Origin of the sequence: Herbaspirillum camelliae (assembly GCF_001929405.1) — a bacterium.
GTDB classification, from domain to species: domain Bacteria; phylum Pseudomonadota; class Gammaproteobacteria; order Burkholderiales; family Burkholderiaceae_D; genus Herbaspirillum; species Herbaspirillum seropedicae.
Genome location: NZ_KV880769.1, coordinates 4,005,144 through 4,026,477, shown reverse-complemented (window position 1 = coordinate 4,026,477; position 21,334 = coordinate 4,005,144). Strand labels below are relative to the sequence as shown.

Annotated in this window: 18 protein-coding genes and 2 pseudogenes; 15 read left to right on the top strand and 5 right to left on the bottom strand. The window is 63.4% G+C overall.

Annotation, left to right across the window (positions count from 1 at the left end; genetic code table 11):
- Positions 1 to 201 precede the first annotated feature (201 nt).
- Positions 202 to 708, top strand: a complete 507-nt coding sequence (radC, locus tag BGK68_RS18175) for a RadC family protein (RefSeq protein WP_075258236.1) — start codon at positions 202 to 204, stop codon at positions 706 to 708.
- Positions 709 to 748: 40 nt separating this feature from the next.
- On the opposite strand, the gene BGK68_RS18170 is transcribed toward radC, so the two are convergent.
- Complete coding sequence (locus BGK68_RS18170) at positions 749 to 1,558, bottom strand: hypothetical protein (RefSeq protein ID WP_075258235.1); 810 nt, start codon at positions 1,556 to 1,558, stop codon at positions 749 to 751.
- Positions 1,559 to 2,184: 626 nt separating this feature from the next.
- On the opposite strand from BGK68_RS18170, the gene BGK68_RS18165 reads away from it, so the two are divergent.
- The 3 genes and pseudogenes from BGK68_RS18165 (at position 2,185) to BGK68_RS18155 (ending at position 5,384) form a co-directional block, all read left to right on the top strand.
- Positions 2,185 to 3,012 (top strand): DUF932 domain-containing protein, encoded by an 828-nt coding sequence (locus tag BGK68_RS18165; RefSeq protein ID WP_075258234.1) that lies wholly within the window; start codon positions 2,185 to 2,187, stop codon positions 3,010 to 3,012.
- Between the two features lie 66 nt (positions 3,013 to 3,078).
- The gene (locus tag BGK68_RS18160) at positions 3,079 to 5,139 is read left to right on the top strand and encodes a ParB/RepB/Spo0J family partition protein (protein WP_075258233.1); all 2,061 of its coding nucleotides are present in this window, start codon (positions 3,079 to 3,081) and stop codon (positions 5,137 to 5,139) included.
- Between the two features lie 63 nt (positions 5,140 to 5,202).
- Positions 5,203 to 5,384: pseudogene (locus BGK68_RS18155) on the top strand (hypothetical protein).
- Between the two features lie 226 nt (positions 5,385 to 5,610).
- Here BGK68_RS18155 and BGK68_RS18150 read toward each other — a convergent pair.
- Complete coding sequence (locus BGK68_RS18150) at positions 5,611 to 8,985, bottom strand: AAA domain-containing protein (RefSeq protein WP_233149338.1); 3,375 nt, start codon at positions 8,983 to 8,985, stop codon at positions 5,611 to 5,613.
- A 621-nt stretch (positions 8,986 to 9,606) separates the two neighbouring features.
- Here BGK68_RS18150 and BGK68_RS18140 point away from each other — a divergent pair.
- Positions 9,607 to 9,921 (top strand): DUF736 domain-containing protein, encoded by a 315-nt coding sequence (locus BGK68_RS18140; protein ID WP_075258231.1) that lies wholly within the window; start codon positions 9,607 to 9,609, stop codon positions 9,919 to 9,921.
- A 55-nt stretch (positions 9,922 to 9,976) separates the two neighbouring features.
- On the opposite strand, the gene BGK68_RS18135 is transcribed toward BGK68_RS18140, so the two are convergent.
- The gene (locus BGK68_RS18135; protein WP_075258230.1) at positions 9,977 to 10,267 is read right to left on the bottom strand and encodes a helix-turn-helix domain-containing protein; all 291 of its coding nucleotides are present in this window, start codon (positions 10,265 to 10,267) and stop codon (positions 9,977 to 9,979) included.
- A 298-nt stretch (positions 10,268 to 10,565) separates the two neighbouring features.
- Between BGK68_RS18135 and BGK68_RS18130 the strand changes: the two genes are divergently transcribed.
- The 10 genes from BGK68_RS18130 to BGK68_RS18070 all read left to right on the top strand — a co-directional run bounded on the left by BGK68_RS18130 (position 10,566) and on the right by BGK68_RS18070 (position 19,650).
- Positions 10,566 to 10,916 (top strand): DUF2958 domain-containing protein, encoded by a 351-nt coding sequence (locus BGK68_RS18130; RefSeq protein WP_075258229.1) that lies wholly within the window; start codon positions 10,566 to 10,568, stop codon positions 10,914 to 10,916.
- Positions 10,917 to 11,284: 368 nt separating this feature from the next.
- Complete coding sequence (locus BGK68_RS18125) at positions 11,285 to 12,040, top strand: DUF2285 domain-containing protein (protein WP_075258228.1); 756 nt, start codon at positions 11,285 to 11,287, stop codon at positions 12,038 to 12,040.
- A gap of 125 nt (positions 12,041 to 12,165) precedes the next feature.
- A complete protein-coding gene (locus BGK68_RS18120) occupies positions 12,166 to 12,447 on the top strand; it encodes a helix-turn-helix transcriptional regulator (protein ID WP_075258227.1) in 282 nt (93 codons plus the stop codon).
- Between the two features lie 26 nt (positions 12,448 to 12,473).
- Complete coding sequence (locus BGK68_RS18115; protein ID WP_143433212.1) at positions 12,474 to 13,307, top strand: replication initiator protein A; 834 nt, start codon at positions 12,474 to 12,476, stop codon at positions 13,305 to 13,307.
- A 265-nt stretch (positions 13,308 to 13,572) separates the two neighbouring features.
- Positions 13,573 to 14,211 carry a ParA family partition ATPase gene (parA, locus tag BGK68_RS18105; protein ID WP_075258225.1) on the top strand — a complete coding sequence of 213 codons (639 nt, stop codon included), beginning with the start codon at positions 13,573 to 13,575 and terminating at the stop codon, positions 14,209 to 14,211.
- Entirely contained in the window at positions 14,208 to 14,468 is a 261-nt protein-coding gene (locus BGK68_RS18100) for a chromosome partitioning protein ParB (RefSeq protein ID WP_143433097.1), read from the top strand. Before parA ends, BGK68_RS18100 begins: the two co-directional genes overlap by 4 nt.
- Complete coding sequence (locus tag BGK68_RS18095; RefSeq protein ID WP_075258223.1) at positions 14,465 to 15,010, top strand: DUF2840 domain-containing protein; 546 nt, start codon at positions 14,465 to 14,467, stop codon at positions 15,008 to 15,010. Before BGK68_RS18100 ends, BGK68_RS18095 begins: the two co-directional genes overlap by 4 nt.
- A complete protein-coding gene (locus tag BGK68_RS18090) occupies positions 15,007 to 15,594 on the top strand; it encodes a S26 family signal peptidase (RefSeq protein WP_075258222.1) in 588 nt (195 codons plus the stop codon). The genes BGK68_RS18095 and BGK68_RS18090 overlap by 4 nt, the downstream gene beginning before the upstream one ends.
- Positions 15,595 to 15,957: 363 nt before the next feature.
- On the top strand, positions 15,958 to 17,055 hold the full coding sequence (locus BGK68_RS18080; RefSeq protein WP_075255857.1) for an IS110 family RNA-guided transposase: 1,098 nt from the start codon (positions 15,958 to 15,960) through the stop codon (positions 17,053 to 17,055).
- 606 nt (positions 17,056 to 17,661) lie between these two features.
- The gene (locus BGK68_RS18070) at positions 17,662 to 19,650 is read left to right on the top strand and encodes a relaxase/mobilization nuclease domain-containing protein (protein WP_075258221.1); all 1,989 of its coding nucleotides are present in this window, start codon (positions 17,662 to 17,664) and stop codon (positions 19,648 to 19,650) included.
- Here the strand turns inward: BGK68_RS18070 and BGK68_RS18065 are convergent.
- A pseudogene (locus BGK68_RS18065) lies at positions 19,647 to 20,736 on the bottom strand (IS630 family transposase). The gene BGK68_RS18070 and the pseudogene BGK68_RS18065 overlap by 4 nt on opposite strands.
- Before the next feature lie 90 nt (positions 20,737 to 20,826).
- The gene (locus BGK68_RS18060; protein WP_075258220.1) at positions 20,827 to 21,273 is read right to left on the bottom strand and encodes a helix-turn-helix domain-containing protein; all 447 of its coding nucleotides are present in this window, start codon (positions 21,271 to 21,273) and stop codon (positions 20,827 to 20,829) included.
- Between the last annotated feature and the right edge of the window lie 61 nt (positions 21,274 to 21,334).

Sequence of the window (21,334 nt, the reverse complement as noted above, 5' to 3'; positions counted from 1 at the left end):
GCGCTGCGCTTGCCCATAGGTCATGGAGTGTGTAGAGGTGGACTTGCTGTTCCCTTCACCGTACCACGCTGTTCTCGCTGTCAAGGTCTACGCGCACGGTGTGCGCTTGCGTCCTGCCGGTTGTCTGCGAACCCTGACAACTGCGCTGCAGCGTGTGGGGCCGGTCTCGGGCAATTCCGCCCGAGCAACCGGAGCACGATCATGTCGCAACTTTCTCTGTCCCTCGATTCCTCGCTGCTGGTGCGTGACGTCCAGGGGCGTTATCTGCCGGCAACTGCCGACCAAATTCTGGAAGCTGCGCGGTATATCATCGACCAGAAGATTGCGCGTGGGACGTTGTTTACTTCACCGGCGCTGGTCAAGGACTATCTGCGCACCAAGCTGGCCAGCTTCGAGCATGAGGTTTTCGCTGCGCTGTTCCTCGACAGCCAGAACCGTCTGATCGAATGCGTGGAGATGTTCCGCGGCACCATCGACCAGGCATCGGTGTATCCGCGCGAAGTCGTGAAAACGGCACTGCAACACAACGCTGCGGCCGTGATCTTTTCGCACAATCATCCGAGCGGAAATTCCGAGCCGAGCCATGCGGACAAGCTGCTGACCCAGCGCCTCAAGGAAGCCCTGGCGCTGGTGGACGTGCGTACACTGGATCACATTGTCGTCGGCGGCGAGGCCACCACGTCATTCGCAGAGCGTGGCCTGCTCTGACCGAGGGGGCTTTGCCCCCTTTTTGCTGCGCCCGGCGCTGTTATTTGTTCCCGTTGCGTTCGCGCTGGCGGAGTCGCTTCATGTACGCGTCATCGACCAGATCGTCTGGCCCCAAGTCCAGGGCGCAGTTTGCCAACGAGGCCAGCGTCCGGTCGGTGAGCTTGCCCCCCCTTGGCAGTTGGCCGTAACTCTCCGCGCTGTTCTCCTCGATGGCGGCGAACAGCGCCTTGAAGAAGTCTGCGCGTGACGGGCGCGCCGCCGCTGTGGCGGCGGCCGTCAACGGGTCCGTGGCCGCCAGGACAGCCTTTTCCGCGTCGGAGGCGAGTTCCTGCATGAACTCGCCCAAGGATGGCCAGTATTTCAGATCGAACTGCCCACGAAGGGCGCCCAGCTTCTCTTGGACGTAGGACTGGAACAGATAGTTGTTCTGAGACGCTGCTTCGATGACGTTGCAAACGTGGTAATGGGTGTCGCTGCTGAAGCCGGATGTGTCGTGGAGATCGGAGCGCTGCTCCAGCAGCATCGCCAGTTCGGCCGTCTTCCTTGCAATCTGCTGGTTGACGTTGGCGAGATCGCTGCGTGCGGCGCGCGCCTCCTGCATCTTCTCCGGATTCCAGAACGCAGCCGTACTCAACACCAAGCCAAGAAAGACCTGGAGCGCTGGCGGACGCGCATGGAGTTTGTCGTGCAATTCTTCGTAGGCATCGCGCAGCTCGATTCCACGCCTCAACAGCCGATCCACAACGGCGTTTTCGCTGGGCAAGATGTGGTGCTCGATGTTGTAGCGCTTTCCCTCCAGAAGAAGGTTTTCGCAGGTTTGCTGCGCGTTTGTTGGTTGCAATGAACTCATGCTCGATCCTTGATTTATCTAACACTTCACAGCGTACAGAACCAAGGCAAGCTTGTCGGTACCCCAGCAATTAACACCAGATAGTCTCTGAGGTACCCGCGTTATCCAATTGATAACGACATATGGGCGTCCCCGGCCAAGGAGGTGCGGCCGGTCGCGCTGTCGTGCTTTGCATCGAGCCACCTGCGGCGTCTCGCCCCATTCGGGCTTCCATCGTTCCCTCGCTCCGCTCGGCTGACGCCTTCGGCCCGGCTTCCCGATCCGGGCCTGCGCGCTTCGCTTGCCGTGCGGTCGGCACACAGGGATGGCCGTTGCCTGTCCAGCCATCTCTCCTGACTCCATCACCTTGCTCGCGACTGTAGCCCGCGGTCGTGTGCCGTCAAGGCGCACAGGGCCGTGTCCTCGGCTGCGCCTGCGGGCCGCACCAACCCTGCGCTTGTTTCCTTGACGACACCCGTCCGCGCGCTCCTGACCGTCGCGGGCGATGAACTCAGGAAAGACGGCGGCAACGAGGCCAACCGGGTTCTTCGTGCCGACCGCACCGAACAGCCGAAAGGCTGGGCTCCGAATCTTGGAATCCGGTGTGCGGTGTGAACAGCAAACCCTTTTTTGTCAGGAGAAAGATCATGCAACTCGCATCCCGTTTCGCTTCCCGTTCCCCGTCGCTGCGCAGCGATTCCCCGCTGTCAGATGACCAAATCCGCCGCGTGGCCCCGTCCATCTTCGCGGACGCCCCGCATGAGAGCCGTTCCGAGCGGTACAGCTACATCCCCACCGCCGCCGTGCTGACCGAACTGCGCAATGAAGGCTTTCAGCCTTTCATGGTGACGCAGACCCGCGTGCGCGATGAAGGCAAGCGCGAGCACACAAAACACATGCTGCGCTTGCGCCACGCCAGCCAGATCAACGGCTCGGAAGCCAATGAAATCGTGCTACTCAATTCCCATGACGGGACGAGTAGCTATCAGATGCTGGCCGGGATGTTCCGCTTCGTTTGCAGCAATGGCCTTGTCTGCGGCGACACCGTGGCAGATGTGCGTGTCCCCCACAAAGGCGACGTGGCCGGACTCGTCATCGAAGGCGCTTACCAAGTGTTAAGCGGTTTCGAGCAGGTGAAGGAGTCCCGCGACCTGATGCGCGGCATCACGCTGGACGATGGCGAATCCGAAGTGTTTGCTCGTGCCGCGCTGGCCCTCAAGTACGACGACCCGGACAAGCCCGCACCTATCACCGAATCGCAAATCCTGATGCCGCGACGGTTCGACGACCGCCGCCCCGACCTGTGGAGCGTGTTCAACCGCGCCCAGGAGAACTTGACCAAGGGCGGATTGCATGGCCGCGCCGCGAATGGCCGCAGGCAGAGCACGCGCCCGGTGCAGGGCATTGACCAAAACATCCGTCTGAACCGCGCCCTGTGGCTGCTGGCCGATGGCATGCGCGCCCTCAAAGCCTGAATCGTCCCTCCCGCCGGAGGGGCGGTTTCCCCTCCATTCCTTGTTTCATTTGATTGGAGATACACCATGAACGCCATTACCCAAACCGAAGCCCGCGCCATCAACACCGCCGCCGCTATCCCGCTGGAAGCCGCCGACCCGAGCAAGAACCTGATTCTGGTTCCCCTGTCGCGGCTGGTGCTGCGACCCACGGGCCGCAACGTGCGCAAGACCCCGCGCATGTCCATCCCCGAACTGGCCGCGTCCATCCAGCGCGTGGGCCTGCTGCAAAACCTCATCGTAATTACCGCCGCCGATGGCGAGCATTATGAAGTCGTGGCCGGTGGCCGTCGCCTCGCAGCCCTCAAGCTGCTGGCGAAGAAGCACCGCATCCCGAAGGAATGGGAGGTGCCTTGCCTGCTGGTGGCCGATGGCACGGCCCGCACCGCCAGCCTCACCGAGAACGTGCAGCGCGAAGCCATGCACCCGGCAGACCAGTTCGAGGCGTTCGCCGCGCTGGTAGCCGAAGGCCGACCCGTCGAAGACATTGCAGCGGATTTCAGCGTCACGCCGCTGGTGGTACAGCGCCGCTTGAAGCTGGCGAACGTCTCACCGCGCCTGATGGCCGACTACCGCGCCGATGCCGTCACGCTCGATCAGTTGATGGCCCTTTCCATCACCGACGACCACACCGCGCAGGAAAGCGCGTTCTACGATGCGCCGACTTGGCAGCGCCAACCGTCCGTGCTGCGTGAACGTCTCACCGAGCGCGAAATCGACGCCTACCGGCATCCGCTGGTGCGCTTTGTCGGGCTGGATACCTACGAGCAGGCGGGCGGCGGTGTTCGCCGCGACCTGTTCGCTGAAGACGATGCGGGCGTATATCTGACCGATGCTGCGCTGCTGGAACGGCTGGCGCAAGACAAGCTGGCGGGCATCGCCGCCAAAGTGAAGGCCGAAGGCTGGGCATGGGTGGATGCGACGCCCAGCGTGACCCATGCCGACCTGCACGCTTTCCAGCGTGCGCCGAGGGAACGCCGCGAGCCGACCAAGCGGGAAGCGCAGCGTATCGAGAAGCTGAAAACCAAGATGCAGGAGGTAGGCGTTGCCCTCGATGCCGCGCTGGACGCGGAGGACGAAGAAAAGGCCGATGCGCTGCAAGAGCAAGGCGAGGCGCTGGGCGAACAATTGCAGGCGCTGGAAGATGGCTTGCAGGGCTATGGCCCGAATGTGAAAGCCGCAGCCGGGACCATCGTCACCATCGACCGCAGCGGCGAGGCCGTGATTCATCGCGGGCTGCTGCGCGAGGCCGAGGCCAAGGCGCTGCGCACGCTGGAACGGCTGCGGCAGGGTTTCGGCAGTGAGGAAGCCGAGAACGACGACGAAGGAGAAACGGCAGGCGAAGCGAAAACCTCCACCATGTCCGACCGGCTGGCGCAGCGCTTGAGCGCGCATCGCACCGCCGCGCTGCAAATCGAAGTCGCCCGACATCCGCAGGTGGCGCTGGCCGCTCTGGCGCATGGCATGGTGCAGACCGTCTTGCAGGCAAGCCACTATGGGACCGACCTGCCGCTGGGCGTGCGCCTCACGGTGCAAAACCGGCTGGAAGGCCCGGCCCCGGACTGGCCGGAATCGTCCGCCGCTGTCGCCCTGCGCGAACTGCAACATGCATGGGGTGGCAAGCTGCCCGAGGATAGCGCCGAACTGTTCGCCGCGCTGCTAGCGATGGAACAAGGCGAACTGGTCAAGCTGCTGGCCGTATGCGTGGCTTCGACGGTGGACGTGGTGACGCCTCGCGCAACGCAGCACCAGCCCGGCGACGAACTGGCGCAGGCCGTGGGCCTCGACATGGCCGCATGGTGGCAGCCGACAGCCGAGGGATATTTCCGGCATGTGCCGAAGGCCGCGATTTTGCAAGCGGTGGGCGAGTACGCGCCGGAACACGTCAACCGGCTGGCGAAGCTCAAGAAGGCCGATATCGCCAGCGAAGCTGAGCGGTTGGCCGATGGTACCGGCTGGATGCCCGCCATCTTCAACGCCGAAGACTCGGCAGTGCAAGAGGCTACGCAGGAGGATGGCCCGGCGCAAGACGCGTCGGAGAATGCCGAGGCCGTGGCTGATGAACCTGCCGAGGCGCTGGCCGCTTGACCCGTGCCGAAAGCAAGCGCCCCGGCTTTGACCGGGGCGTTTCGCTTCAAAGGAGATATGCCCATGACCCGTAGCACCAGCCGCCCGCGCATGGTGGCGATCTATGCCCCTGGCACGGTACGCGCCCGCGGCTGGCACGGCGAAGGCGACGTGCGCGGCTACCGTCCACCTCGCGGATGGACGACCCGCGCCGACCTCACCGACATTCACCCATCACGGGCCGCGCCTTGCCGCATGCCGTGTAGTGACTCATCGAGACGAAAGGATAATCGTCGTCCCACGCATTGTTCGCCAAGAAAAAATTGCGGCCCCGGCGCTACCTCGCGCCGGGGCCGATAAAAAGAACTGGGCGCGACCCGATGGCCGCGCCCAGTTTTAACAACCAATGCAAAAGCACCGCGCTGCTGCCAGTGTTTCACTGGCAGCAGTTCAAACATGCAGCAGAACGACCCAATCGCCCCCAATATGTGGCTATTGAGGGAGTGACGTCTGTTTTTGTTCGCGCGTTGGGATTTTCTGGAGTGGCAGAAGATCCATGACATCACAGAATAGTGAGCGGTTCTTCCAGTCGTTTCTGTCGCCAATCACATAGAAACGCCGCTTGGCCCGCGTTGCAGCCACGTTCAGGAGATTGGGCTCCGAAACGGCCCAGTTGCGGGCTCCTGAACCAGCGGTGTTACCACCCAGCACCATGACGACAACCGGCGCTTCCTTGCCCTGCATGGTGTGAATAGTGCCGAACACAATTTTGTTGCCCACAATTCGTTTGAGATTGTTCCGAACGTCTGTGAAGGGGGTGATGACGGATATGTCTTTGGCCTCCACGCCATCCTCACGCAACAGCGCCAGCAGTTCCTGCAAGGCTTTACCTTCGGCGGGCACCCAGTTCCCTTGAGACGTGCCACTGGCATGTATCCAGCCAGTCGATAAACTGGCGTGCGTCTCCTTCTCGGGACTTGGCGCAAGCGTTCCGTACACCATGGTACCGTCATAGGCAATGCGATTGGCGAGCCCGTGCATCGGCCTGTCGCAGCGGCGATGTACGGCTAGCGGGAGTCCTACCCAAGTCTTGCTACCGGCCGGGCCTGCCATACGTCCCCACGGGGTAGCCTGGTCAGCCAGCGTCTGCGCTGATTGCCGGTTGGGGAGCCAATGCGCATCGACGCGGTAGCGCGTGCGCATGTGTTCTAACACTGCATCGGACACAGTTACGATGGGTTTGAGTTGCAGGGGATCACCCACCAGCAACGCGCGCCGGGATCGCCACAACGCCCCCACCGCAGCTTGCGGGGAAGCTTGACCAGCCTCATCCACCAGCAGCCAGCCAATTTCACCGGCCCCCAATGAGCCGAACGAACGGGCAAACGACGCGAAGGTACTGCTCAATACCGGAACGACCATGAACAGCGAAGCCCAGGCCGAACGGATGGCGTCGCGCGAAAGACCTTGGAAGCGTGAGCCGGTCAATAGACTGTTGATAAGGAAGAGGTTGGAGCGCATCCGGGATGCCTCCAACTCGAAAAACGTCCGATGGAGCTTGAGTGCCTGGATGAAGACGCGCGCGCGGGCTTGTCTCCAGCCTTCAATACGCCAGGGCTCGGCCAGTTCAATGGCATCGCCGCGACCGATGGTATCGCCTTGCAGCCAGGCGACCAGGTGATCGGCTTGGCAGGCACTGGCCAGACCGGTAGCGTCTCGCGTCAGAGCTTTTTCTTGACCCTGCAATTGCAGCAGTGCCCGACGCGCCTCGGCGGTCTGCTTTTCCAAGCTCTCCCTTGATATATCGAGTTGCTTGGTGAGGCGTGTTATTCGAGCGAACTCGGCAGAGGCCAGATCACGTTCGCCTTCCAGCAATTCCTGCGTTGCGTTCCAGTCGCGTTGAGCCTTCCAAAGACTGAATAATTTCGTCCAGAAACCCGGCTTAAGGGCTTGGTGTTGTTTAAGTGCGTCCAGGCACTGCTTGAGCGCTAAGTTGGCGGGGCGGCTTTCCTCGGCATCCAGGTGCACGAGCTGTGCTAGCGCGTCGGCTAGTTTCTGTTCGAGGGCATCAAGTGTTTCGGATTTGTCGGCGATCTTCTTTCTGGTCTGGCAGATCGACTGGATCAACTCGCGAATGCGAACGGCATCGGCGCACGTTTTGCGCATCTCTGTCTTGGCCGCTTCGTAATCGGAGACCGCTTGCCGCCACAAGGCTTGGCGTTGTTCCGATGAGCGTGCCGCGTTGACCTCGGCATGCGCGTTGAGCCAACCCATGAAGCCCTGCGGGCCTTTCTCTTTTTCGGGGGCCGCATCGTCGTGATCGTCGTTGCCGCTGTCACTCTCCTCCACAGCAGAAGGGGCGGAAATCTGGGTATTTACGTCGTTCTCAATTTCCTCGTCTGACTCGACATCTGCATCTTCTTCCGCCTCCGATTCAGCCTTGTCTTTGCTGCCAAAGGGACGCTGACCATAGAAATAGCAATCCACGAAAGTTTTCCGCCGGGCCTTGCTGCCCAATGCACCGGAAATCAGTCCCCAGGCTGGTTTGCCGCTGGCCAGCTCCCCCAGATCGGCGAAATACTCAGCATCCGGCAGCCAGCTCTCGTCGATCTTGTCGCGCTGGGGCAATTCGAGCGTGACATTCTCCACGGCGCCGTTATTGGACGAGGCGACCACGATCTCGAAGCCATATAGCGCTGGGTTGAGCCTGAAGCAAGCCTGCGGCTTGCCACCGTCATTGGCCTCTTCACGCCCGTTGCTCGCGAACCCATCGGAGGCTCGGCGCAACTTGGCAAGTGCATCGGCTCTACTGGTGACAATGGCCGCAATCAAGTCGCGTAATAGCGTGGTCTTACCGGTGCCTGGTGGGCCGTTGATGCCCAGCATTCCCTGGCCATTGGCGAGAGTGGACAGGATCGTATTGACGGCCAGTTGCTGGGAATGCACAAGTCCCAGATGCCGCTCGGCGGGCCAGCAGCTATTCGGATAGGCATCCGGCATCAATCGCTCAATCAGCGGCAAGGATGCGCGGTCGTCATCTACGTGCAGACGCTGCTGAGGGTCGTACTGGCGGAGGTATTGGTCTAGGGGGGCGCTTTTCACGCCCTTGCCGATGCTGTCGGCGACATCGGCAAGATCGTCGAGCAAGAAACTGTTGAGCGGATCATCTTCCGATTCGGGCTTATTGGGCTTGACTGGCTGAGAGCGGAAACGGAACAGATGGCGATCCACATGGCCGAAAAAATCCGCTATCCCAAGGAATTGGAGAATCCATTGGGTCAACTCCCGCAGGGCGTTGCCGGATACCTGGCCTGCAAGCAATGTTTTCGCCTGATCACCGGCAGCTTTCTGATCGTCCTCGAATCCCCTTGTCCAGTCTTTTCCAGTCAGGACCCGCCCCAGGAACCATGCCTCACTGGAGAGTACGAAACTGTTATCGACCATTTGGCCGGCCATGGTGAATTTCGCAGCAAACAGCGCAGATTCTCGAAACTGTGGCTCTCGATAACCTTGATCGGCCCCATAAGCTTCCTTCAGCTTTTCCGCGACGAGCCGACTGTCATACAGGTGAGCATACAGTGTGTGGCTCCAAACCCGCTTCTTGGGCAATGCCTGTTTGACAACATTACTTTCAGGAGCCCAGGGAGGAACAGGATGCTGGATAGGCGTGTCGTGAATGAACGCACTATATGCGTTGCCGCGTTTCTTTAGCTTGGGCGCTGATTGGGGTTGAAGCAACTCGACTGCGTGCCAATACCGGACGATGTTCTCCTGCCCCATCAAAATTTTCTCCCCCGTCATGTTCAATCCTTTTTTCCTTTGCATTTCGTAAAGCCTAAATTGCAGCACGCTTGTTTGAGCTGGCACGGGCCTTCGATCTTGGCAATTAGGCCCTAATAATGCTCATTTCCTAGATGATCTCATGCCGTGGCGATGCGATGGGCGCTGAGTTTTGCCCTGATTTGCTGGACTTGGTTGTGCAAATGGATGCCGTGCTCAATGCTGGTGGTTCGTCTACGCAACGTCACGCGGGACGGTTCACGGACACGCCGCTCAGCCTTGCCATGGAACTTTCACACCACGCCTCAAGCATGCCGCCGCAGGATGCGGCGGGGGTGTTTGCGCTTTCCGTTGAGGTGATCGGCCTTGTCTGCATCAAGGGGCAAGCCGGCGAAGCAGTCCTGCTGGGCTGTCGAGTCGGCCCTGTCTCCTTGCGGAGCAGTCGGCCCATGCGTCCTTGGCTTGTCGTGAATCCTGGCGGGGGCACGGCTGCGCCTTGGGCTTCATGGCCGCAACCGTCCGGTGCAAACAATTTCCCCTGCGCGGTCACTGCGTTCGGCGCATTCCTCGCGGGACAAATTCTTTGCACCTCCCGGTCCTCCACTGCGTTTCGGCCGCAAGCGGTGCGACCCGCCCATCCCCCGCCTGACGGATCACAACAAGGACGCGATGGGCGCGACCTTGGTTAAACCGCAAGGAGAAAACATCATGGCCACCATCGGCACCTTCACCGCAGACAAAGACGGCTTCACCGGCACGATCCGCACCCTGACGCTCAACGTCAAGGTCAAGCTCATCCCCAACGAAAAGGAAAGCGATAACGCCCCCGACTTCCGCGTTCAGGCGGCCGGCGGCTACGACATCGGCGCGGCGTGGAAGAAAGTCAGCAAGGCCGAGCGGCCCTACGTGTCCTTGACCCTCGACGATCCCACGTTCCCGGCGACGATCTATGCCCGCCTGATCGAGGAAGAGGACGGCACGCACAACCTCATCTGGTCGCGCAGCAAGCCCCAGGCGGCCTGACGGCCGCTCAGCGCCCCGTCCATTGCGGCGGGGCAGCCGTGCTCTGCACGGCAAACTACGATCTAACCGCTGCGAGCTGGCTCTCGGTCTCGGTCATCAGCACGGCGGTACTGCATTCAAGTGCGCCGGCGATCTTGAAGATGATCGCCAGAGTGGGCATGTGCTCTCCGCGCTCGACCTTTCCCATATGGGAACGCTCGACGCCCGCCAGATTCGCCAGCAACTCTTGCGCAATCCCACGTTCCGTCCGCAGCGCGCGCACCGCCGCGCCGAAGGCTTGCGCCAATTCGGCATCGAAGGTGGTGGCACCGGTCGGCCGACCGGGTTGGATGGATCGCTTCTGCATAGACAGAAGCGTCCAATTTTGGAATAATTAAAACCACGTTATATTTAACTCATTGGTTGAATTTCGTCCGCTCCCGTGCTTTTACGGAAATCCGTATCGGCGGATTTCGGCAGAACCGGGGAACCGTATCCGTGTCTTACCTGACTTCCACAATTCCCTTTTCGGATTTCTGTGCCTGTACGGATTCGATGGCATGCGTATTCGTGCTTACTCACGAAAGCACACAGCCGGTTCAGTGCTTCTTCACTTTCGCGCAAAAGCACGTTCGTGCATTCGCAGATGCGTGGGATTCCTGCCCATGACCCAGCCGCTCACCACTGCCGACGAACGCACACGACTGCTCGCCAACGGCGCGGCCCGCGCCGCCAGCCAGAGCATCGATCCGCTGCCGGTGGTTCGACTGTTCACGCCGGATGCGCATGCGACCTGGCTGCTGGCCGCGCTCGACCCGGCCGATGGTGATACAGCATGGGGGCTGATCGACGTCGGCATCGGTATGCCCGCACTCGGGACGGTCAAGCTGTCCGACCTGGCGGGCATCGTCGGGCCGCAGCAGCGGCCCATCCTGCGTGACCTGTATTTTGGCGCCTCGCGGCCGTTATCGGAGTACGTCCGGCTGGCGCAACGCGATGGTTCCATCCCGGAATAACGCCCCACCTGCGTCCTGAGCGGGCCATCCAGACCCAGGTCGTTACGGCGCATTGAGTCTTTTTCAGTCAGAGTCAAGACGGTTGCGGTCTGGATAGGCACTCTTGCGCCAAGCGGGTGCGATCTTGGCCGAAATAGACTGGCTGCGGGGCGTGGCTTGCGGCACGGTGTCCTATAACGCAGCCCCATTCCAGAGCTGCGTGACCGTCGCACTCGGATCGCCCGTGCAAGGTTTCGGAGCCAATCGGTCTTGACACGCCTTTTACCGCTCAAATCTATGTTTTTCTGATGACGCTCTGATGTCGTTGATGCCGTAGCTTTCGCACCCGGCGCTCTTGGCGACGTTCCTGTTGAACAGGAGGTTGCGTCATGGCTGACCGAAGCGCCGATTACTGGTATCCGACCGCCGCGTATCTCTACGTGTTGCACCTCGACGCTCCCGCGCTGGCTTGGGAGTACCTGCGCCGCCATCCCGACTACCGGCGCGACTGGCTGCGCCATCGAAGCAGGCCGGAAGCGGCACACGCCTGGGGGCTGCGCGTGCTGGAAGACCCGGCGCTGGATGCGCGCGACGCGCATCCAGCCTGGTTCCCCGACCACGACGCTGTGCTCCAACTCTATCCGGACGACGATCCACCGCCCGATGCCGACGTTTTCGAGTTCTGGCGCATTCCCGGCCATAAGCATCTGATCCACGATGGCAAGCGCTTGGTGTTGGTGGCACGCTGGCCCGACTGCTGCGTGCGGCTCGCACTGGCAGCGGGCCTGGCCGATGGCATGGCCTATCTCTATGGCGTCCGCGCGTGCGCTGCGCCCTGCGGACGCTACCGCTTGATGGCGGCCGAACTAGACAAGCTGGCCGCAGTAGCGGAAACCGCGCCTGTGGCAGCTGCCCGCTCCCGGCCCACGCCCGCCGCGCTGCTGGAGCTGCACACCCTCCAGGCGCTCGACGCGACTCTGGCGGGCGCCTCCTTGCGAGAAACAGCCGCTGGGCTGTTCGGCGCCGAAGCCGTGGCCGGCGGCTGGTACGCCGACGGTGGCCTGCGCTCGCGCGTGCGTCGCCTCGTACAGCGCGGTCAATCGCCGATGCGCGGCGGCTACCGCCGCCTGGCACAGCTCGAATGACCTGGGGAGGGTCGCTTTGCCTTCATTGCAAAACGACCCTCTGCGCTTCGCACCTCTTTCTTGAGACTGCCTCCATCCGGTCGCGTTGTGTGGCTGGGCTTTGCTGACCGATGGAGGTTCTCACCATGCGACCCGCTCCCTTACGACCTGCCGCCGTTGCCGTCGCCACGCCGGCACAGCCCCAGCGCTATCTCACCAACGACGAGGCTGCCGACTACCTGCGGCTGTCGCCGCGCACGCTGGAGAAGCAGCGCGTGATCGGCAACGGGCCGAAGTTCCGCAAGTTTGGCCGGCGGGTCATGTACGCGGTGGCCGACCTTGATGCCTGGGCCGACCAGCGCAGCTTCGAGACTACGTCCGACCCCGAATACGCCGAGCAACACTCAGCCGACAGCCGTGCGCGCTGATCGGAGGCTCGCCGGTGGCCACCACCATGTCCAACGCACCGCAGGAGCGGGAACAGCTCGACCTGTTCCGTGCCTTGCCGGGCGACATGGCGCCGCGCGACAGCCAGGACTTGATGGCCTTTCCGTTCTTCTCGCTAGCGAAATCGCGGCGTACGACGCCGATCGACTTTCGCAGCGGCAACGTCACGATCCGTGTGGAAGGAACACTGGAACACGGCATCGCCACGATCTGGGATGCGGACATCCTGATCTGGGCGGCATCGCAAATCGTGGAAGCACGCGACGCGGGCTTGCGCCCGTCGCGGCTGATGCAGGCCACGCCCTACGAGATCCTGCGCTTCATCGGGCGCAGTACGTCGCTGCGCGACTACCAGCGCCTCAAGGCTGCGTTGGATCGCTTGCAATCCACCACGGTGGCCACGTCCATTCGCGAAACGACCGGGCGGCGCCTGCATCGCTTCTCATGGATCAACGAGTGGAAAGAGTTGGCCGACGCTCGTGGGGCGCCGCTGGGCATCGAACTGATCCTGCCGGACTGGTTCTATGCGGGCGTGCTCGACGCCGCACTGGTGCTCACCATCGACCCGGCGTACTTCCGGCTCACGGGCGGCATCGAGCGCTGGTTGTACCGACTGGTGAGGAAGCATGGTGGGCGCCAGCCAGGCGGCTGGCAATTCGACTTTCAGCACCTGTACCGCAAATCGGGCAGCGTGGCGCGGTATTACGACTTCGCCGCCGATCTGCGCGCGCTGGTGGCACGGCAAACCTTGCCGGGCTACCAATTGGGCATCGAGTACGTGTCCGGTATTTCTTCTCCGCTGTTGACGTTCCGGCCCGTGCCGTCCACGGCACGGGGATAACTGCGGGACAAACTGTGGACGGGCTCGTGCTATCAGGCAACAGGGGTATCGTGCTATCAGGCAAAGAATCCTCGTGCTATCAGGCAAAAAAAACGGCCGCAAACCCAGTAACGGCGCGGGTTTCGACGCTCCTTAACTTACCTAACTTAAATTCTCTAACTTTTAGTAGAAGCGCGCCGTTTCGGTGGACAACTGCCGCAAGGCAAAACAAAATCCGTTTTGCAAAGCAAAAGCAGGCAAGCCTTCCAGATCGGAGGGCCGCGCCATGATCATTGCCTTGCTCAATCAGAAAGGTGGCGTGGGCAAGACCACGCTCGCCACGCACATCGCGGGCGAACTGGCGATGCGCGGGCAATCGGTCATCCTGCTGGATACCGATCCGCAGGGTTCATCGCTGGACTGGACGCAGCGCAGGAGTCAGCAAGGTCTACCCAGGCTGTTCAGCGCCGTGGGCCTGGCACGCGAAACGCTGCACCAGGAGGCCCCAGAACTCGCCAGGAGGGCTGATCACGTCATCATCGACGGACCACCCCGTATCGCCGCCTTGGCGCGCTCCGCGCTGCTGGCGGCCGAGCGTGTGCTGATCCCGGTGCAGCCCAGTCCCTACGACCTGTGGGCCAGTGCCGAGATGGTGGCGTTGATCCGCGAAGCGCAGGTGTTTCGGCCTGCGCTGCGCGCGGCCTTCGTCATCAACCGGCGCGTCAGCACCACCATCATCGGCCGGGAGGCGCGGCAGTCACTTGCCGAACAGCCGCTGCCTGCGCTGCGTTCAGAAGTGCATCAGCGCATTGTCTTTGCTGACAGCGTGGCCGCCGGTCGGCTTGCCCGCGAGACGGCGCCCGACAGCGCTGCTGCACGCGAGATCGCCGCACTCACCGACGAACTGCTGCGGTGGCCGACATGACCACTGAACGATCTGCGCGCGGCAAACGCATCGGCATCGGCGCTCGTCCGCCGACGAATCCGCACGCCGAGGCGTGGATTCGCCAGGGCGACGCCGATGCTTTGCAAAAGGGCGACCTCTACACCGCGCGCCTAACCCTCGACATCACGCCCGCCATGCGGGCGCGCATCAAGGTGTCCGCCTTCACGCGTGGCGTGACGGTGGCCGAACTGCTGCGCGCACTGCTGGGGCGCGAGTTTCCGGAGAACTCCCAATGAACGTACAACCTTCGGCGGCCGCGGCTGCCACGACCAACACAAATCCGCCTTCACTCGCGATGCTCGCCAGACGGACCAGCACCGTACCGTTGACCCGCGTATCACTCGCCTACGTCGAACGGCGCATCGACCTCTACCTGCGCTTCGGCGAACCGTCGCGGATCGTCCGGCTTGACCACTGGCGCCGTGTCGCGGTGTTCTTACCGGGAGCCGTGTTTTGCCGTATCCGGTGGCAGGCCAATAATTACGGCACGATCCGTTGGGAACTCATGGTGATGCAGGCTTGCACGTCGCTGGATGCGGCGCAGCGCATCCCCGGTGTGCTGCCTGGCGCGCGTCTGCTGCTGCACGCCGAAGGCGAACCCGCCGTCCGGGCTGTGTTTGCGCAGCTCGACGCCATCGAGGAGCTGGGCATTGCGCCAGCCGACGTGTCGCCCGCCTACTGGCGCACGCTCGGCAACCGGCTCGCTGCGCGCTTGCCGCTACCCGAATATACCACCGAGCGACATGCGGCTTGGCTGGCCGGGAGGGCGTTGCCATGACGACGATTTCCACATCCAGCATCGCACCGCATCCTCGTTCGTGCCTGCGCGCTCGCATCGTGCTGACGGGCTTCGCCGCTGCCGGCCTCGCTGCGCTGGCCTGGGCCGCGTTCGTGTCGCCGTTGCCGCGTCTGACCTATAACCCGTCCGACAGTGTGGCGGTCGGCTGGTATGGCATTGAACCGTTCGCCCATCGGGCCGCCTCGCTGCCAAGCCCGTTGTCCGTGGACAGCATCGCGCTTGTCCCACTGCCGGCCGAGGCCGCCGCGCTCGCTGCGCAACGCGGCTACCTGCCGACGCGCGTTCCGCTGCTCAAGCGAGTGGGCGCCGTGTCACCGCAGGAGGTGTGCGTCGCTGGCGGTATTGTTCGCATCGACGGCGTGCCTTCGGCTGCCGTGCTGCGTGCCGACCGCATGGGCCGTCCGCTGCCATCGTGGCCGCAATGTCGCCGCCTCGAACCGGGCGAACTGTTCCTGTTGAGCGTGACCAATCCGGCGTCGTTCGACAGCCGGTATTTCGGCCCGGTTGCTGCGTCCACCGTGATCGGTGTTGCGCATCCGGTCTGGCTGGAGACGCGTCGATGATGGCCGCCGATTCGCTGCGCTTCATCGTGCCATCCGGCGTGTCGCCCTGCTGGCCGTCGCCGTGTCGTCGCGCATGTCGTGGGAGCGCATCTGCGCCGCACGTCGCGCAACATCCGGCGACGCTTTCCACCGTGCAGGCATCTTGCCTTGAACGCGACCGGCCGAGGGCCGTGGCCGCGTTCCCCGGCGCGCTGGCTGCGAGCAGCGCAGCGCCGCCGGGCCACCGATGCCCGGAGCGACAGCGAGGGGCAAAGGCGGAATGCCGCTGTAATCGTCGTCAAGGCGGTAGCGCGCGGCGGTGCGTTCGTGACGCGACTACCATGAAAGCCTCTTAACGCACCACTGACACCAAGGAGCACGAACATGGATCACCCTCTCTTTGCCGGTTTGGACGTCTCCATCCAGGAGACCGCGGTGTGCGTCATCGACGACGCCGGACACGTGCTGATGCAAACGACCGTCGCAACGCAACCCACCGCGATCGCGACGGCGCTGGCGCCGTACCGCAAGCGCCTGGGCCGGGTCGGCCACGAAGCCGGCGCGCTGTCGCCGTGGCTGCATCCGGCGCTGCTGGCCCAGGGACTACCGGCGGTGTGCCTGGAAGCACGACGCGTGCGTGCCGCGCTGTCGGCGCAGCGTAACAAGACCGACGCGGCCGATGCGCTGGGCATTGCGCACATCGTGCGCACCGGCTGGTACGGCACGGCGCACATCAAGCAGGAGAGTACCTATCGATTGCGCCTGCTGCTCACGCAGCGGCGCAACCTCAAGCGCAAGTTCCTCGACCTGGAGAACACCATTCGCCACTCGCTCAAGGCGTTTGGCATCCGCCTGCACAAGGTCGGGCGGGCCGGTTTCGAGCCGGCCGTGCGCGAGGCGGTGGCCGAAGACGCGCTGACCCGCGAGCTGATGGACAGCATGCTCACGGCGCGCGCGGCGCTCTGGAAGGAGTACCTGCGCCTGCACAAGCTGGTGGTGCGATACGTCGCCCAGCATCCCGTCTGTCGCCAGTTTCTCGCCATCCCCGGTGTCGGTCCGGTGACCGCGTTGAGTTTCCTGACCGCCGTCGAGGATCCGTCCCGGTTCCGGCGCAGCCGCAACGTCGGCGCGTACTTCGGGTTGACCTCCAAACGCTGGCAGTCGGGCAGTTCGATCGACATCCAGGGGCGCATCAGCAAGGCGGGCGACCCGGACGTGCGCCGTGCGCTCTACGAAGCCGCGACCGTGATGCTCAAACGCTATCGCGGCCAGGACAAGATCCGCGAGTGGGGCCTGCAACTGGCGCGCAAAAGCTGTCATCACAAGGCGGCCGTGGCGGTGGCCCGCAAGCTGGCCGTCCTCATGCACGCCATGTGGCGGGACGGCACGGTCTATATCGGCGACGCGACGCTTAGCGATGAGGCGCGTGCCCGGCACCACCACGACAAGGCAAGGCGGTTGCTGGGCGCCGCCTTGGCGTGAGCCTGGCTGGACTTAAGCCCAGCCACTGAACACCTTGATGAGGTCAACGCGTTCCTTGTGAACACCGTAGCGATGATGCAGACCTGGACCGACGGCACGCACGATGTCTTGCCTGTGGCGGCGTACGCCGACCACGCTCGAATGCCTGTGATGTGGCGCCGTCAGACCGATCGCGTAATGCGCCCCGACGATTCGCCTGCCGTGGTCTTCTACGGCCGCGGCCCCATTCGCCCGTCGGTGAGCGCGGAGGAATGCACGGCGCATCCCCGCTCGGTTTGCCAAGGACACGACGCCCTCGTGGTGTGGACTGATGTGATGTTCCGTCTCCGTGCGCGAGCATGCCGACAGAGACGGAACCGATGTGCAGATGGTCGTCACCCAAGAGATCCGCCATGCAACCCCGCACGGAACCCTTGACGCCGATTAGGAAGGCAAGACAAAAGGACGCGGCACTGGGCCGCGTCGAAAGCCTGTCTGCACATGGGGGTGGCACGGCACGGAGCGGCTTCGCCGCCGTGCCGCTTGGGGCGCGAGGCCCGCGCCAATGCAGGCAGGTCCGCGTGCTTCGCACGACCGGACACGCCAGAGCTTGCAGAGAGCGCAGACGTGACCGACCGCCGCGACGACGATTTCCGCGTGCGTCCCAGTGCCCCGAAGAGCCGGGGCAAAGGCCAGGTCCAGAGCTTCGTTTCCAAGGTGCTCAAGCAGGCGGGCAAGGCCAGCGGCGGCAAGTCCTCGGTGCGCCATTCCGGCGCTGGCGGTGGCCAGGGCCAGCGGCCCGGCTCGCGTCTGGGGCGCGGCCATACTGCGGCGCGTTTCGCGGGCGCGAAGCTGACGCCCATGTCGCGGCGCGTGACGATCAAGACCTTGCTGGTCAATCAACGCAACGCCAGCCCGCAGTCGCTCGCCAAGCACCTGCGCTACATCGAGCGCGACGGCGCCGGCCGCGATGGCGAACCTGGGCGGGCCTACGGGCCGCAGACCGACGACGCCGACCTCGATGCCTTCAAGGAGCGGGCCGCCGACGACCGGCATCATTTCCGCTTCATCGTCTCCCCGGAGGACGGCGCCGAGCTGGACGACCTGCGCACCTATACCCGGCATCTGGTGAACCGGATGGAAGCCGACCTGGGGACGCGGCTGGATTGGGTGGCGGTCGATCACTGGAACACCGACAACCCGCACACGCACCTGATCGTGCGCGGGCGCGACGACACCGGCAAAGACCTCATCATCGCCGGCGACTACATCGCCCACGGCTTCCGCCATCGGGCCGCCGAGCTGGCGACGGAGTGGCTGGGGCCGCGCACCGAACTGGAGATCCAGCAAACCTTGCAGCGCGAGGTGGAGCAAGAGCGGTGGACGAGCCTCGACCGCACGTTGCAGCGCGAGGCCGGCGAGGATGGCCGCGTGCAGATCGAACGCCTCAACGAACCCCGTCTGCAACGCCAGCGCCTGCTGCTGATTGGCCGCCTGCAACGCTTGCAGCGCCTGGGTTTGGCCGACGAGACACAGCCCGGCACCTGGGCCGTCCATACGGATGCGGAGAAGACCTTGCGCGCCCTGGGCGAACGTGGCGACATCATCCGCACCATGCAGCGCGCCATGAGCGGCCAGCCACGCGAGCTGGCGGTGTTCGAGCCGGGCGATGAAGGCCGAACCATCATCGGTCGCGTGGCGGCCAAGGGGCTGGCCGACGAGCTGCACGACCGCGGCTATCTGGTGATCGACGGGGTGGACGGCAAGGCCCACTACGTCGCGTTGAACACCCGTGACGAGCTGGCGAACTATCCCACCGGAGCCGTGGTGGAGGTACGTGGCTCCGCCGAGGTGCGGGCGGCCGACAAGAACATCGCCGCACTGGCGAGCGATGGCCTGTACCGCACCGATCATCACCTGGCGATCGAGCAACGCCGAGCCAAGCCCGGCTGCGACCCGCAGGAGGTCGTCGCGGCCCACGTCCGCCGGCTCGAAGCCCTGCGCCGGGCCGGCATCGTGGAGCGTGTGGCCGACGGGCTATGGAAGGTGCCGGACGATCTAGCCGAACGTGGCCGCCAATACGACGCCCAGCGCTTGGGCGGTGTGGCGGTAGAACTGAAATCGCACCTGTCGATCGATCGGCAGGCCCGCGTGATCGGCGCGACCTGGCTGGATCAGCAGTTGATCGGCGGCGGCAAGGGGCTGGGTGACCTGGGCTTTGGCGGCGAAGCCAAGCAGGCGATGCAGCAGCGTGCCGACTTCCTCGAAGAACAGGGACTGGCCCAGCGGCGCGGGCAGCGCGTGATCCTGGCGCGCAACCTGTTAGGCACACTGCGCAACCGGGAGCTGTCAAAGGCTGCGAAGGACATTGCCGCCGACACCGGCCTGGAGCATCGGTCCGTCGCCGACGGTCAGCGCGTGGCCGGCATCTACCGGCGCTCGGTCATGCTCGCCAGCGGTCGCTACGCGATGCTCGATGACGGCATGGGATTCAGCCTGGTGCCGTGGCGACCAGTGATCGAGCAGCGGCTGGGGCAGCAGCTCGCGGCGATGGTGCGCGGTGGTGGCGTGTCATGGGAAATCGGGCGCTCGCGCGGGCCCGCGATCATCACCTAGTGTGCTGTCCCGCTGATACGTGAGCAAAGTCGATGCAGTTTCTCAAGAATCGAGTCAGCTGTGGCAGTCCATGCGAAGGGCTTGCATGTCTGGTTGTAGGTGGTCACGAAGTGATCGATCTTGTTGATCAGATCCTTGACTGAGGAGAACGAGCCTCGACGAATCGCCTTGTCGGTGATCAAGCCGAAGAAGCGCTCTACCTGATTGAGCCACGAGCTGTAGGTCGGGATGAAGTGCATGTTCCAACGTGGCCTGGCGGCCAGCCAAGCACGCACCTTGGGATGCGAATGCGTGGCGTAGTTGTCCACGATGCAATGGATGTCCAACTCGCCAGGCACCGATTTGTCGATCGTTCGCAGGAACGCCAGGAACTCTTGATGGCGATGACGCGGCTTGCACTCGGCGAGCACCGCACCGTTGAGCACATTGAGGGCTGCAAACAGCGTCGTGGTGCCATGTCGCACGTAATCGTGGGACGCCCTCGACGTATCCCAGCCCCAAAGGCAGCATCGGCTGGGTCCGCTCCAGCGCCTGACACTGGCTCTTCTCATCCACGCACAGCACCAGCGCGTTATCTGGCGGGCTCAGGTACAGCCCGACCACGTCGCGCAGCTTCTCGATGAAGAACGCGTCAGTGGACAGTTTGAAATGTTCGCTGCGATGCGGCTGCAGACCAAACATCTTGAAGTAGCGGTGCACGCTGGTCTTGGAGATGCCCGTCTCTTCGGCCACCGCACGCACGCTCCAATGCGTGGAGCCATCGACTGGCTTGGTATGCAACGTGGTGTTGATCAACCCGGCAAGTCGCTCGTCGTCGATCGAGCGGGGTTTGCCGATACGCACCTCGCTGTACAGCCCATCGATGCGGCGCTCGATGAATTGCGTGCGCCATCTGCGAACGGTGCCAGGGTTCAGTTGCAGGCGCGAAGCGATGGCGCTATTGGTCTCGCCATCCGCGCTGGCCAGGACGATCTTGGCTCTGCTGCTCAGCGCCGAAGGCAGCGAGCGGCTTCGTGTAAACGACGCAAGTTGCGCTCGCTCATCTTCGCTGAGTACCAATGCCGCCTTCGGTCGCCCTCTTGCCATCGCGATATCTCCTCTTGGAAAGATACCGCAGGGCACGCAATATTTATGCTGGATATGAGCGGGACGGCACACTAGCAGGAGTTGGCCGCGTCAGCGCCGCGCACCGTCTGCTTTCTTGCCTGCACCGGGAGTTGTCACCCGGCCCTGCTTCAATCGGGCCGCCGCGGCCACCTTGACCAGGCGCTGGAACGTGGGGCATTGCGCATGGCTGGGCGCGGGGCATTCCGCAGCATGGCGCAGCCCTTCGCTCATGGCCCGCAGGCGTTTGATCGTGGCGTCGATCTCATCGGCCTTGGCCATCAGCAGGTTCCTGTCGACCTGGGGGGCACCAGCGGGCGACAGCATGGCACCAATCTCGTCCAGCGAAAGGCCGCCAGCCTGCCCCAAAGCGATCAGTCCCAACTGGTCAAGCACGTCCGACGCGAAATGCCGCCGCTCCCCCGCGCTTCGGGTCGCCGAGATCAACCCCTTCTTCTCGTAGAACCGCAGCGTGGAGGCCGGCACACCTGTGCGCCGAGCGACTTCAGAAATGTCCATGAACCCTCTTGACTTGAAGTTGACTTCAACTTCTATCCTGCCACCAGATCAGTTTTACGGC

Excerpts from the sequence above, each read along its gene's own strand:
- radC (WP_075258236.1), top strand. The coding sequence starts at position 202 with ATGTCGCAACTTTCTCTGTCCCTCGATTCCTCGCTGCTGGTGCGTGAC.
- BGK68_RS18170 (WP_075258235.1), bottom strand. The coding sequence starts at position 1,558 with ATGAGTTCATTGCAACCAACAAACGCGCAGCAAACCTGCGAAAACCTT.
- BGK68_RS18165 (WP_075258234.1), top strand. The coding sequence starts at position 2,185 with ATGCAACTCGCATCCCGTTTCGCTTCCCGTTCCCCGTCGCTGCGCAGC.
- BGK68_RS18160 (WP_075258233.1), top strand. The coding sequence starts at position 3,079 with ATGAACGCCATTACCCAAACCGAAGCCCGCGCCATCAACACCGCCGCC.
- BGK68_RS18140 (WP_075258231.1), top strand. The coding sequence starts at position 9,607 with ATGGCCACCATCGGCACCTTCACCGCAGACAAAGACGGCTTCACCGGC.
- BGK68_RS18135 (WP_075258230.1), bottom strand. The coding sequence starts at position 10,267 with ATGCAGAAGCGATCCATCCAACCCGGTCGGCCGACCGGTGCCACCACC.
- BGK68_RS18130 (WP_075258229.1), top strand. The coding sequence starts at position 10,566 with ATGACCCAGCCGCTCACCACTGCCGACGAACGCACACGACTGCTCGCC.
- BGK68_RS18125 (WP_075258228.1), top strand. The coding sequence starts at position 11,285 with ATGGCTGACCGAAGCGCCGATTACTGGTATCCGACCGCCGCGTATCTC.
- BGK68_RS18120 (WP_075258227.1), top strand. The coding sequence starts at position 12,166 with ATGCGACCCGCTCCCTTACGACCTGCCGCCGTTGCCGTCGCCACGCCG.
- BGK68_RS18115 (WP_143433212.1), top strand. The coding sequence starts at position 12,474 with ATGTCCAACGCACCGCAGGAGCGGGAACAGCTCGACCTGTTCCGTGCC.
- parA (WP_075258225.1), top strand. The coding sequence starts at position 13,573 with ATGATCATTGCCTTGCTCAATCAGAAAGGTGGCGTGGGCAAGACCACG.
- BGK68_RS18100 (WP_143433097.1), top strand. The coding sequence starts at position 14,208 with ATGACCACTGAACGATCTGCGCGCGGCAAACGCATCGGCATCGGCGCT.
- BGK68_RS18095 (WP_075258223.1), top strand. The coding sequence starts at position 14,465 with ATGAACGTACAACCTTCGGCGGCCGCGGCTGCCACGACCAACACAAAT.
- BGK68_RS18090 (WP_075258222.1), top strand. The coding sequence starts at position 15,007 with ATGACGACGATTTCCACATCCAGCATCGCACCGCATCCTCGTTCGTGC.
- BGK68_RS18080 (WP_075255857.1), top strand. The coding sequence starts at position 15,958 with ATGGATCACCCTCTCTTTGCCGGTTTGGACGTCTCCATCCAGGAGACC.
- BGK68_RS18060 (WP_075258220.1), bottom strand. The coding sequence starts at position 21,273 with ATGGACATTTCTGAAGTCGCTCGGCGCACAGGTGTGCCGGCCTCCACG.